The sequence below is a fragment of the Acinetobacter portensis genome (genome assembly GCF_023158935.1).
Lineage (GTDB): Bacteria > Pseudomonadota > Gammaproteobacteria > Pseudomonadales > Moraxellaceae > Acinetobacter > Acinetobacter faecalis.
This window is the reverse complement of record NZ_CP096120.1, coordinates 2,556,823-2,568,515: the sequence shown is the minus strand read 5'-3', so window position 1 is coordinate 2,568,515 and position 11,693 is coordinate 2,556,823. Positions and strand designations below refer to the sequence as shown.

Annotated in this window: 14 protein-coding genes; 8 read left to right on the top strand and 6 right to left on the bottom strand. The window is 36.0% G+C overall.

The window, feature by feature from the left end:
* Positions 1 to 655 precede the first annotated feature (655 nt).
* The 5 genes from rpmH (at position 656) to mnmE (ending at position 4,761) form a co-directional block, all read left to right on the top strand.
* Positions 656 to 790, top strand: coding sequence for a 50S ribosomal protein L34 (gene rpmH / locus MZO21_RS12765; protein ID WP_000831329.1), 135 nt, complete (start codon positions 656 to 658; stop codon positions 788 to 790).
* A gap of 29 nt (positions 791 to 819) precedes the next feature.
* Entirely contained in the window at positions 820 to 1,212 is a 393-nt protein-coding gene (rnpA, locus tag MZO21_RS12760) for a ribonuclease P protein component (RefSeq protein ID WP_171501296.1), read from the top strand.
* 9 nt (positions 1,213 to 1,221) lie between these two features.
* A complete protein-coding gene (yidD, locus tag MZO21_RS12755; RefSeq protein WP_154773002.1) occupies positions 1,222 to 1,542 on the top strand; it encodes a membrane protein insertion efficiency factor YidD in 321 nt (106 codons plus the stop codon).
* A 5-nt stretch (positions 1,543 to 1,547) separates the two neighbouring features.
* On the top strand, positions 1,548 to 3,314 hold the full coding sequence (gene yidC, locus MZO21_RS12750) for a membrane protein insertase YidC (protein ID WP_154773001.1): 1,767 nt from the start codon (positions 1,548 to 1,550) through the stop codon (positions 3,312 to 3,314).
* Between the two features lie 91 nt (positions 3,315 to 3,405).
* Entirely contained in the window at positions 3,406 to 4,761 is a 1,356-nt protein-coding gene (gene mnmE / locus MZO21_RS12745; RefSeq protein ID WP_154773000.1) for a tRNA uridine-5-carboxymethylaminomethyl(34) synthesis GTPase MnmE, read from the top strand.
* A gap of 36 nt (positions 4,762 to 4,797) precedes the next feature.
* Here mnmE and MZO21_RS12740 read toward each other — a convergent pair whose 3' ends face one another.
* Both MZO21_RS12740 and MZO21_RS12735 read right to left on the bottom strand, forming a co-directional pair.
* A complete protein-coding gene (locus MZO21_RS12740; protein WP_248103199.1) occupies positions 4,798 to 5,226 on the bottom strand; it encodes an Sbal_3080 family lipoprotein in 429 nt (142 codons plus the stop codon).
* 45 nt (positions 5,227 to 5,271) lie between these two features.
* Positions 5,272 to 5,538, bottom strand: coding sequence for a metal/formaldehyde-sensitive transcriptional repressor (locus tag MZO21_RS12735; RefSeq protein ID WP_248103196.1), 267 nt, complete (start codon positions 5,536 to 5,538; stop codon positions 5,272 to 5,274).
* Between the two features lie 55 nt (positions 5,539 to 5,593).
* On the opposite strand from MZO21_RS12735, the gene dmeF reads away from it, so the two are divergent.
* Both dmeF and MZO21_RS12725 read left to right on the top strand, forming a co-directional pair.
* A complete protein-coding gene (gene dmeF / locus MZO21_RS12730) occupies positions 5,594 to 6,556 on the top strand; it encodes a CDF family Co(II)/Ni(II) efflux transporter DmeF (protein ID WP_248103193.1) in 963 nt (320 codons plus the stop codon).
* Positions 6,557 to 6,671: 115 nt separating this feature from the next.
* Entirely contained in the window at positions 6,672 to 7,367 is a 696-nt protein-coding gene (locus MZO21_RS12725; RefSeq protein WP_154772996.1) for a DsbC family protein, read from the top strand.
* 55 nt (positions 7,368 to 7,422) lie between these two features.
* Here MZO21_RS12725 and MZO21_RS12720 read toward each other — a convergent pair whose 3' ends face one another.
* The 3 genes from MZO21_RS12720 to guaD form a co-directional block, all read right to left on the bottom strand.
* Complete coding sequence (locus MZO21_RS12720) at positions 7,423 to 7,674, bottom strand: GlsB/YeaQ/YmgE family stress response membrane protein (RefSeq protein ID WP_248103190.1); 252 nt, start codon at positions 7,672 to 7,674, stop codon at positions 7,423 to 7,425.
* A 172-nt stretch (positions 7,675 to 7,846) separates the two neighbouring features.
* Positions 7,847 to 8,374 carry a hypoxanthine phosphoribosyltransferase gene (gene hpt / locus MZO21_RS12715; RefSeq protein WP_154772994.1) on the bottom strand — a complete coding sequence of 176 codons (528 nt, stop codon included), beginning with the start codon at positions 8,372 to 8,374 and terminating at the stop codon, positions 7,847 to 7,849.
* 209 nt (positions 8,375 to 8,583) lie between these two features.
* Complete coding sequence (gene guaD / locus MZO21_RS12710; protein WP_154772993.1) at positions 8,584 to 9,909, bottom strand: guanine deaminase; 1,326 nt, start codon at positions 9,907 to 9,909, stop codon at positions 8,584 to 8,586.
* A gap of 124 nt (positions 9,910 to 10,033) precedes the next feature.
* On the opposite strand from guaD, the gene MZO21_RS12705 reads away from it, so the two are divergent.
* A complete protein-coding gene (locus MZO21_RS12705) occupies positions 10,034 to 10,612 on the top strand; it encodes a nucleotidyltransferase family protein (RefSeq protein ID WP_248103187.1) in 579 nt (192 codons plus the stop codon).
* A 44-nt stretch (positions 10,613 to 10,656) separates the two neighbouring features.
* On the opposite strand, the gene MZO21_RS12700 is transcribed toward MZO21_RS12705, so the two are convergent.
* On the bottom strand, positions 10,657 to 11,619 hold the full coding sequence (locus tag MZO21_RS12700) for a TerC family protein (RefSeq protein WP_154772992.1): 963 nt from the start codon (positions 11,617 to 11,619) through the stop codon (positions 10,657 to 10,659).
* Positions 11,620 to 11,693: the final 74 nt, after the last annotated feature.

The following is an 11,693-nucleotide window of genomic DNA, read 5'->3' as shown; positions in this document are numbered from 1 at the left end:
GCGAACCCCCTGTTCGTTACATAATATGATGTATTAAAAATATTCAAGACCGCAAAAGCGGGTCGCCATTCTAACGAAGTTATCCACATCTGTCATGGCAAATTAAAGCTCATTTGTACAAAAAAACGTAAAACAAGCAAATAAATTTAAATTCTCTCACCTGTGGATAAGATAATAAATAAGGTGTGGATAAAATATATCACAAAGTTATCCACAAAGTATTCTTTTTATTAGAACATAAATATCCACAATATAAATACTTGTTTTTATAATAGAAAAATGTGATTTCCACAGAAATAATCAACGCTAATAGTAATAAATTTAAATTTATAAATTTGAATTTATTAATAAGAGGCTTTAAATTTGTGGGTATATTTCTAAACTTATTTAAATTCAAATTTAAAACCAAAATAATTAAGTTGGCTTAATTGAATTAAAAAAATTTGTTGATAAACATGTTATTAAGTTTTAAATATTCATTCTAATTAGTATGTTAAGTTGTTAATAAGTATATTTTAAAAAATATATTCTATAAAAGACTTAATTTTAAAAAAAGACATCATTTTTGTTACAAGTAGCGTTTTTCATTGACAGCTCAAGCAATGAGCACTAAAATCGCGAACCTTCATAGCAAGATCATTTTTGGAGTTTCAATATGAAACGTACATTCCAACCATCTGAATTAAAGCGTAAGCGCGTTCATGGTTTCCGTGCTCGTATGGCTACTAAAGCTGGTCGTCAAGTATTAGCTCGCCGTCGTGCAAAAGGTCGTCATAGCTTAACTGTTTAATCAGTTAAGTTATTATAACCTTGGGTGTTATAACAAAACTTTATAGCTTCAGCACAGAGGTTCGATTACGCTGTGCTGCAGATTATAAAGGTGTGTTTGATGGTGCGCTTTTTAAAGTGCATCAGCCCCATTTCTTATTTTTAGCAAAACGTTCCGAATTGCCTAACAGCCGTTTGGGTATTGTCGTTGCTAAAAAGAAAGTGCGTCGTGCACATGAAAGAAATAGAGTAAAACGTCTTGCTCGCGAAAGTTTTCGCCTGCATCAACAGCAATTAGATGATTTAGATATTGTTGTTATGCCTAAAGTAGGTATTGATACAATTCCAAACGCTGAATTGCATCAGCAATTACAAAGTGCTTGGCAAAAACTGCAACGCCTTGCCAAAAAGCATTCAAAAATAGTTCCATCCCCACAAAAGTAGAGATGGCCAATGGTTCGTTTACTGCATTGGTTTATTCGTTTCTATCAGATTGCGCTTAGTCCTTTATTAGGACCTCGCTGTCGTTATATTCCCACTTGTTCTCAATATTCATTGGAAGCAGTCCATACACATGGTGCTGTGCGTGGTGTGTGGCTGGCGACTAGACGTATTTGTCGTTGTCACCCCTGGGGAGGATCGGGTTATGACCCTATCCCTCCAAAGGTAATTCGTTTTATTTCATTTCAGCAAATAGATTCTCAAACGCTTCACGTTGTTGTACCCTTTCGTGATCGTTTAATGAACCAAAATCACTCTAACCACTTGGGGTAATTGATATGCAACAATGGGCCAGGATTGCCATTCTAGGAGCTATGTTCGTTGTCGCATATTTGCTCATTTTGGCTTGGCAAAAAGATTATGGACACGTAGAACCTAAAGTACAGCAAGAAGCTGTCGCTGTTTCTAAAGATGTGTCCGCAGACTTGCCAAATGGTCAAACGGCTACAGCAACGACTGATGTGCCGCAAGCAAATATTGCAACTACGCAACAGACTACCGATGCCACAGCACCTGTAAGTCAACAACTTATTTCAGTACAAACTGACCTTTATCACCTTTGGATTAATCCTAAAGGCGGTGATATTGTTCGTATTGAATTACTCAATCATGACAAAAATAAAGATAGCGATGATCCTTTTGTAATGCTTGAGAGCGATGCAAAACGTACTTATGTCGCACAATCTGGTTTAATTGGTCTAAATGGTCCAGATAGTAGTCGTAATGGTCGTCCTGTATATGAGTTTGAAAAAACAACTTATAGCTTAGCCGATGCTAAAGCGACACAAGATAAAGATGGAAAAGCAGTTAAAGTTTTAACTGTTCCAATGGTATACAAAACAACTGATGGTATTGAAATTATCAAAACCTTCACGTTTAAAGAAGGTAATTACCCAGTTGTTGTTAATCATAAAGTGATTAACCGCAGTGCAGGCGCTTGGCAAGGTCAAATGTTTGGTCAGCTTAAGCGTGACAACTCAGAAGATCCAGGTAAGTCTGACCAAGGTATATTTACTTTAGGAACATTCTTAGGTGGAGCTTGGGGTACGCCTGATGAGCACTACAATAAACTTAAATTTGCTAACTTTAGTGAAGAAAAGTTAAGTGTAGATGCGAAAGATGCTTGGGTTGCTATGGTTCAGCATTACTTTGTAAGTGCTTGGATTCCTGGTGATATCAAGTTAACACAAGGTGAAGGTCAAGCTTTCACAGCAAAATTAGAATCTCGTAAATCTGCTGATGATATGAACATCATTGGTTTTACATCTCCGACAATCACAGTTCCTGCTGGCACTGTTGCTGAGGTGGATGCGACATTCTATTCAGGTCCTAAAATTCAATCTGAATTGAAAGATTTGGCTGTTGGTTTAAACCAAACTGTAGATTACGGTTGGTTGTGGCCAATTGCTAAACTTCTATTCTTAGGTTTGCAATTCTTCCACGGAATTGTTGGAAACTGGGGTTGGTCAATTATTTTATTGACGATTCTTGTTAAACTTATTCTTTGGCCTTTATCGTCTAAGAGCTACCGCTCAATGGCGAAAATGCGTGTGATTGCACCAGAAATGCAACGCATGAAAGAAGAGTTTGGTGAAGACCGCATGCGTTTCTCTCAAGAAATGATGGCGCTTTACAAACGTGAACAAGTAAACCCGCTTTCTGGTTGTTTACCATTATTGCTTCAAATGCCAATCTTCCTTGCGTTGTATTGGGTATTGATGGAATCTGTTGAGCTTCGCCATGCACCATGGTTAGCTTGGATTCAAGATTTATCGGCAATGGACCCATGGTTTATTCTTCCATTATTAATGGGTGTAACCATGTATGTTCAGCAAAGTTTAAACCCTCAGCCTGCAGATCCTATGCAAGCGAAAGTATTTAAATTTATGCCAATTATCTTCACTGTATTTATGTTGTTCTTCCCAGCAGGTCTTGTACTTTACTGGATCTGTAACAACAGTATTACGATTTTACAGCAAGGTTTAATCAACAAATCTGTTGAAAAAGACCGTGTAAAACGTGAAGAAGCGAACGCAGCAAAGTAAGACTTGCTGAATAGCTGAATAAATCCGCTTAAGATGGTAATCTTAGGCGGATTTTTATTTGTATGTACTTTTAATTTTTTAGGTGAATTTTATGCAAAACCGAACCACTATTGCTGCTATTGCCACACCACCAGGTCGTGGTGGTGTCGGGGTGATTCGCCTATCGGGTCCAAAAGCTTATGAAATTGCAGAAGTACTAACAAAAAAAGAATTAGACCAAGCACGTTATGCTGGTTTTCGTAAGTTCTACGATGCAAATAATGAAGTGATGGATGAAGGTTTAGCAATTTGCTTTCCAAATCCACACTCATTTACTGGTGAAGATGTTGTTGAGTTACAAGGTCATGGTGGTCCTGTTATTCAAAATGCACTTTTAGGACGCTTATTTGAGCTTGGTGCTATTGCTGCTAAAGCTGGTGAATTTTCTATGCGTGCCTTTGAAAATGGCAAATTAGATTTAGTTCAAGCAGAAGCTATTGCAGATTTAATCGATGCAACATCACAAGCTGCTGCACGCTCCGCTGTACGTTCTTTACAAGGTGCATTTTCAACAAAAGTAAATGCAGTTTTAGAACAGCTCATTCATTTGCGTTTGCATGTGGAAGCTGCAATTGATTTTCCTGAAGAAGAAATTGATTTCCTAGCTGACGGCAAAATTTTAAACCTGTTAGATGGTGTTGCTAATGCGGTAACTGCTGTTCAACAATCTGCGCGTCAGGGGCAATTGCTACGTGAAGGTTTGCAAGTTGTTATTGCGGGGAAACCGAATGCAGGTAAATCTTCATTATTAAATGCTTTGGCGGGCATTGAGCGTGCAATTGTGACGGATATTGCAGGTACAACACGTGATGTTTTACATGAAAAAATTACCTTAAATGGTTTACCAATTACCTTAACCGATACCGCAGGTTTACGTGAAACTGGTGATATTGTTGAGAAAGAAGGTATTCGTCGTGCAATTAAAGAAATTGAACAAGCGGATTTATTACTGCTTGTTTATGACTTAAGCCAAGGTGAAGATCCGCTTGCATTAGCACAAGAATATTTTGCAGATCATATTGAGCCAAAGCGTTTAATATTGATTGGTAACAAGTGTGATTTAACAGGGAAACGTGCTGAAATTTTAGATTATCAAGGTTTCCGTCATATAGCTGTGTCTGCTAAGCAAGAAACAGGCGTTCAATCGCTCATAGATGCGATTACAGCGCATGCAGGCTTCCAACCTGAAGAAGATACATTTATTGCAAGAACACGTCATTTAGACGCAATGAAGCGCACACAGGAATATTTAGCAGAAGCTCGTGAGCAACTTGTGGTTTATAACGCAGGCGAATTGGTCGCAGAATCTCTTCGTTTAGCGCAAAATGCCTTAGGTGAAATTACGGGTGATTTTAGTGCAGATGATTTATTAGGAAAGATTTTCGGATCGTTCTGTATTGGAAAGTAATTCGATATTTTAAAAGCCCTCAAATGAGGGCTTTTTTTATTTTAGTAATTCATCAACTAATTCATTTACTTTTGTTTCCGTTGAACGCCATTTATTTAAAGCTAAACCACCTTTTCCTTTTAAGTGGAATGTCGCTTCAGAAACTTGTTGATTGTTTTGGTAGAGCACAAATTTTGCAGAACTTAAATAGGTTGCCATATCCCAACTTCTTAACGCGGTATAGGTCATTGTGACATCGCAGAACAAAGGTTTAGATTGTTCAGGATAAACCTCAGCTCTAATACTATATCTCGCTAGGCTTCTTACAATCATATTTTCAAAATCACCGATGGTAACTTTTGCATTTTTTATAATACAAATGTGTTTGATATTTTTTGTTTGAAATCCTTGCGTATTATTAACTTGAATAGACGTACAAGCGCTGAGTGATATTAAAAGCCCTAATATTAAGATCCGTTTTAGCATTATTCCCCCTGATATTATAATGAATAAAAACAATACTATATCAGACTACCCATACCGCTTTAATAATTTTAAAAACTCAGTTAACTCTTCTTCATTGACTTGTTCAGCATCGGCTAAAACATGATGGCGTAAATGCGCCTCGGTTAATTCGTTCATTAAACCATTAACAGCACCTTTAATTGCTGCGACTTGTTGTAAAACATCAATACATTCTGTTTCTGGTTCACTTAAAGATGCTTCAACAGCTTTAAGTTGCCCCTGTAAACGCTTTACACGGTTTAAAATTTTCTTATCTTGATGTAGATGACTCACACAACACTCCAAAAACTAAATATACTATAGGGGAGTATATTGTTCCCCTATTATTATGCAAAATTTTCAATCTAAAAGAATACATTCACATCAATTTGATGAGGGCAATCCATTAGCTCAAAAGCGAATTTTAATCGCGACAATTTTAACGGCAATTATGATGCTGTTAGAAGTCATTGGGGGATGGATTTTTAATTCAATGGCTTTACTTGCCGATGGATGGCATATGAGTTCACATATGCTTGCATTGGGTTTAGCTTATTTTGCTTACAGAGCAGCTAGGCACTATGCAAAAGAATCTAGATTTTGTTTTGGTACATGGAAAATAGAAATTTTAGCGGGTTATAGCAGCGCTATTTTATTAATGGTTGTTGCCGTTTTTATGGCTGTTCAATCTGTTATTCGAATTATAAATCCTGTTGAAATTCATTATAACGAAGCTATTCCAATTGCGATTTTAGGTTTAACGATCAACCTTATTTGTGCTTGGTTACTTCATGATGGCGACCATCACCATCACCATCACCATCACCATCACCATCACCATCACCATTCGCATGAGTATTCACATAATCATGCTCAGGAAAATGATCATCATGATTTAAACCAAAAAGCTGCCTTTTTGCATGTGGTTGCAGATGCTGTGACCTCTGTATTTGCAATTGTTGCATTAATTGCAGGTAAGTATATGGGGTGGGATTTTCTTGATGCTTTATTGGGTATTGTAGGTTCAATTCTTGTGGCTAAATGGGCTTTAGGATTAATGAAAGAAGCTGGAAAAACATTATTAGATGCTGAAATGGATCATCCTGTTGTAGATGAAATTAGAGAAGTGATTGATGAATTATCTGCTAATGTAAATATTACAGATATTCATGTGTGGAAAGTGGCTAAAGGCAAGTTTTCTTGTATTTTATCTTTAGAAACCAATGAAAACTTAACAGCAGATAATGTTCGTCATGCGCTTTCAATTCATGATGAAATTGCACATATATCAGTTGAAATTAATAAAATATAAGTTGTTTCACGTGGAACAATTTATAGTGTTTGTGGTTTGAGTTAAAGAAAATCAAACACTTTTGTAAAGTGAAAAGCGTAGAATTAAGGCAATTTAATAAATGTGAAAATTTAAAATGAAAAAAGCCATACTTATAGCAACAGCATTTATGTCTACGTTTGCATTTGCAAATGTAGAAACAGTAAAAACAAATTTGGCTAAAAATAATCCCGATGTGAATATTCAAAATATTCAAGTTACAGAAATGAAAGGAATTTACAGCGGTTCATTAAATGGGCAAGTTGTTTATTTAAATGATGATGCTCAACATATTCTTGCTGGTTCAATGGTTCGTTTGAAAGATAAGCAAAATTTAACTAAAAGCTTGTTGGTTCAGCAGAATTCACTAGATTGGAATAAACTTCCATTTAATGATGCAATTAAAATAGTTAAGGGAAATGGTAAACGTCAAATTGCGGTATTTACAGACCCAAACTGCCCTTTCTGTAAGCAGTTAGAAGCAGAACTTAAAAAGCTAGATAATGTTACAATCAATACTTTTATTTTGGCATTTAAACCACAATCTGTTGCACCATCTAAGAAAATTTTCTGTGAGAAAAATCCTGCACAAGCATGGGATGATTTAATTTCAAAAGGCTATGAGCCAACAGGTCAAAAGACCTGTGAAAACCCAATTGATCGTAACCTTTCTTTGGCACGTACTTTGGGAATTAGTGGTACACCGACCATTATTTTCTCGAATGGATTCAAAGTTTCAGGTGCATACCCTGCTGAACAAATTGAACAAATTTTTAAAGAATTTGGTTTATAAGTTAAGTTTAAAGCTAAAAAAAGCACCATATTCGGTGCTTTTTTTATTCATTAATTTACGATTTTTTCGCAATTAAATTATAAATAAATAGAATGATAATTGCGCCAATAATAGAAGCAATAAAGCCTGCACTAGACCCTTCTAGATATAAACCAAGGAAACGTCCGCCGTATGTTGCAAGTAATGAGCCTGCAATACCTAATGCAGCGGTAACAAAAAAACCTGCCTTATCTTCACCGGGGTGAATAGCACGAGCAATTAAGCCTGCAACAAAACCAATAACAATTGCAACGATGAGTGACCACATAATGAATCTCCTTGTTATTTATCTTTGTATTATAAAAACTTGTAAATCTATCATTAAATAAAAAACATGAAGAGGAAAGAAAAGTTTGGCTAAAAGTTGTTGTTTTTTTGTTCTTTAATTTTTTTATGAAAATAAAAAAAGTGGCTTACGCCACTTTTTAAAATGAAACTGATTAAAGACCAATTTCACCAATAAATGGAAGATGGCGATATTTTTGATCGTAATCTAAGCCATAACCTACAATGAATTTGTCTTCTACTTCAAAGCCTAAAAATTTAACTTCTAAGTCAATTTCACGGCGTGAAGGCTTGCTCACTAAAGTGCAAAGCTCAATTGAATTAGGCTCGCGCGTACTTAAAATTTCTAAAACTTTGCTTAAGGTATTACCTGAGTCGATAATATCTTCAACAACAAGAATATCTTTACCACGAATTTCACCGTCTAAATCTTTCAAAATTTTAACGTCTTTTGAAGATACGGTTCCACCGCCATAACTTGATACCGTCATAAAATCTAGTTCGTGTGGTTTTGTGATTGCGCGGCATAAATCTGACATGAAAATTACAGAACCACGTAATAAACCTACAAGTACTAATTCTTTGTCACTGTTTGCGTAGTGTGCATCAATAATTGCACCAAGCTCTTTAACTTTAGCTTGGATTTCTTCTGTGGAAATCATTACGCTCATTTGAACGGTCATGGGTAGATACCTAAAGAAAAAAGTTAAAAATAAAAAAGGCGTTGACCAGCAACACCTCATATTATCTTAATTTTAATACATCTGAAGATGAGATGCATCCCTTTTGGCTATGTAGAGTGTAGTCATTGTTTTTCAATTTGTGAATTAAGCACAAATAAAAATATAACAAATAGTAAATTTCTCACATAAAAAAAGCGAAGCGCAATTATTTATTGAGCATTACTTTTGCTATAAGCCAATTGACCAAATACATAAGTACTGTGAATGTTGCGGTCATCGCCCATGGTCATGAGTGCAAAGAAAGCATCATCAATACCTTTTGCACGTTCTTGGCGTAAAGCCTGAATTGCTGTTGGTTTTAAATCTAAAACAACAAAGTCGGCTTCTTTTCCAATGTTGAAATTACCTAACTTTTCATCTAAATCTAAGGCTTTTGCCCCACCAATTGTTGCATGATAAAGCGCTTCAAATGCAGAGAGTTTATCGCCTTGCAGTTGTTGAACTTTGTAAGCTTCATTTAGCGTTTGTAGTTGGTTAAATGAAGTTCCTGCGCCTACATCTGTGCCTAAGCCCACTTTTACTTGTTTTTCCCATGTCTTTTTCAAAGGGAATAAACCGCTACCTAAGAACAAGTTTGAAGTTGGACAAAACGCAATTGCAGAATCAGTTTGATGCATGCAATCCCACTCTTCATCTTTCAAGTGAACGCAGTGTGCAAATACAGAACGCGATCCTGTTAAACCATAATGATGATAAACATCTAAATAGCCCTTTTGTTCTGGGAATAAATCTTTTACCCATGCAATTTCATTTTTATTTTCACTTAAATGCGTATGCACATAAACATCTGGGAATTCAGCTTTTAGTTTACCTGCTGCAGAAAGTTGTTCAGGTGTAGATGTTGGTGCGAAACGTGGAGTGATTGCATATAAGTTACGACCTTTTCCGTGCCACTTTTCAATAAGTGCTTTAGAGTCTGTGTATGCACTTTCTGCTGTGTCACAAAGAGCTTCAGGTGCATGACGATCCATCATCACTTTACCTGCAATTAAGCGCATTTGGTGCTGTTCTGCAACTTCAAATAAAGCATCTACAGATTGAGGATGAACCGTACAAAAAACCAGTGCAGTTGTTGTGCCGTTTTTAAGAAGTTCGTTTACAAAGAATTGAGCAATTTTGTCTGCATATGCTTTGTTTTCAAACTGAATTTCAGTTGGGAATGTATAAGTGTTTAACCACTCTAAAAGTTGTTCGCCATATGCACCAATCATTTCTGATTGTGGAAAATGAATGTGCGTGTCAATAAAACCAGGAACAATGAGTTGATCAGGATAATGCTGAACATTCATATCTGCATTAAGTTGAGATTGCCCTTCTTCCCACGTACCAAACCATGAAATTTTTCCTTCATGACTAATGAGTAAGCCATCTTCAATATATCGAACAGCTTGGTCGATATCGGATGCTTTTGAAACTGTATTTTGAATATCGAGAAAACGACCACGAATGGCAATAGGAGATAAAATTGAAGACATTAGAAAACCTATGGTTGTACTTTTTTCGCTTGATTGTAACGTAAAAAATCAACTCTTCCATGATTCATCACATAATCTTTACCAATTTTGAATTTAGGATCATTATTTAAAAACGAGTGTGAATATGAAAATGATCAATATGGAAGAAAAGTATGCTGAAAATTTGAAAAATATTCTGCTTAAAAATACGAATATCATGCAAATTTTAAAGGCTTTAAAAGCTATAGAATCACAAGCATATATTGCAGCAGGCATTATTCGTAATACGGTTTGGGCACATTTACATGATCAAGAGTACGCTTTAGAAAATACCGAAGTTGATGTTATTTTTTATGATGTATCTGATGATTGTTATGCAGAAAATTTAGAAAAAGAAATGTCGAAAATCTTTCCAAATATACAGTGGGATATCACCAATCAAGCTTTGGTTCATACTTGGTATAAAACCGATACCGGTGAAAATATTGCGCCATTAAGGTCTATTGAGCATGCGTTGTCGTTATGGCCTGAAACAGCAACATCTGTTGCGGTACGTTTGAATGCAATGAATGAAATCGAATATATCGCACCCTTTGGACTGTCGGACTTATTTGAATTGAAGCTACGTTGGAATAAAAATTTAGTCAGTCATGATGTGTTTTTATATAGATTAAAAACAAAGGATTTTTTAGGGAAATGGTCAAAGTTAAAATTAATAGATTAAAAAAGCCCTCCCAAAGGAAGGCTTTTATCATTCATATTTTAAGCTTATAAGGTTGTTTCGTTATATTTTTTGCTGTGTCGAATCGACAGAATTGCTGTAATTGTCAGGGTAATGACAATAAAGCCTAATGAAATCCAAATTGGCATGTGGAATACGTCAAGCATCAGCATTTTAAAGCCAATGAACACTAAAATAAGACCTAAGCCATACGGTAAGTAATGCATTTTAGATGCAGCGCCCGACAATAAGAAGAACATTGCACGTAAGCCTAAAATTGCCATTAAGTTTGCAGTTAATACAATGAACGGGTCTGTGGTTACCGCAAAAATAGCAGGAATAGAGTCGACTGCGAAAATAACGTCAGATGCTTCTACTAAAATTAAAACCAAGAAAAGTGGTGTTGCCCAAAGCATACCATTTTGACGAACAAAGAATTTATCGCCTTCTAGCTTTGGTGTAATACGCATGTGTTTACGTAGCCATTTTAGAATCGCCATATCTTCAATATTCGGATCGTCATCTTGACCTTTTAAGAACTTGAAGCCTGTATAAACTAAGAACGCACCGAAAATGTAGAGAATCCAAGAGAATTCTTGAACAAACCATGCACCAATAAAAATAAAGATGGTACGTAAAACAATTGCGCCTAATACGCCGTATAAAAGCAATTTACGTTGTAATGCAGGAGGAATTGCAAAAGCGGCAAAAATCATCAGCCAAACGAATACGTTATCAATTGCGAGTGATTTTTCGAGTAAATAACCTGCAAAGTATTCCATCACTTTGGTATTCGCGACTGTCGCGCCTGCGGTTTGTTCTAGGTATAACCACAAGCCACCACCAAATAAAGTCGCGACTGTAACCCAAGCAATACTCCAGTATGCTGCGGTTTTAACTTTAACTTCTTGACCTTGCTTTTGTTTAAAGCCTAAAAAGTCGATGATGAGCATAACAGTAACAATACCGAAGAATGCTAAATACAGCCATAAAGTGCCGATTGTTTCCATAGGGGAATTCTCCACATCTAACAACCAGCCATAAAAAAACCTTGACCAGTCGTCAGATGAAATAAAACATCTGT

What these genes read in the sequence shown, in the direction of transcription:
- rpmH (WP_000831329.1), top strand. Translation starts at nt 656, where the DNA reads ATGAAACGTACATTCCAACCATCTGAATTAAAGCGTAAGCGCGTTCAT.
- yidD (WP_154773002.1), top strand. Translation starts at nt 1,222, where the DNA reads ATGGTTCGTTTACTGCATTGGTTTATTCGTTTCTATCAGATTGCGCTT.
- yidC (WP_154773001.1), top strand. Translation starts at nt 1,548, where the DNA reads ATGCAACAATGGGCCAGGATTGCCATTCTAGGAGCTATGTTCGTTGTC.
- mnmE (WP_154773000.1), top strand. Translation starts at nt 3,406, where the DNA reads ATGCAAAACCGAACCACTATTGCTGCTATTGCCACACCACCAGGTCGT.
- MZO21_RS12740 (WP_248103199.1), bottom strand. Translation starts at nt 5,226, where the DNA reads ATGCTAAAACGGATCTTAATATTAGGGCTTTTAATATCACTCAGCGCT.
- dmeF (WP_248103193.1), top strand. Translation starts at nt 5,594, where the DNA reads ATGCAAAATTTTCAATCTAAAAGAATACATTCACATCAATTTGATGAG.
- MZO21_RS12725 (WP_154772996.1), top strand. Translation starts at nt 6,672, where the DNA reads ATGAAAAAAGCCATACTTATAGCAACAGCATTTATGTCTACGTTTGCA.
- MZO21_RS12720 (WP_248103190.1), bottom strand. Translation starts at nt 7,674, where the DNA reads ATGTGGTCACTCATCGTTGCAATTGTTATTGGTTTTGTTGCAGGCTTA.
- hpt (WP_154772994.1), bottom strand. Translation starts at nt 8,374, where the DNA reads ATGACCGTTCAAATGAGCGTAATGATTTCCACAGAAGAAATCCAAGCT.
- guaD (WP_154772993.1), bottom strand. Translation starts at nt 9,909, where the DNA reads ATGTCTTCAATTTTATCTCCTATTGCCATTCGTGGTCGTTTTCTCGAT.
- MZO21_RS12705 (WP_248103187.1), top strand. Translation starts at nt 10,034, where the DNA reads ATGAAAATGATCAATATGGAAGAAAAGTATGCTGAAAATTTGAAAAAT.
- MZO21_RS12700 (WP_154772992.1), bottom strand. Translation starts at nt 11,619, where the DNA reads ATGGAAACAATCGGCACTTTATGGCTGTATTTAGCATTCTTCGGTATT.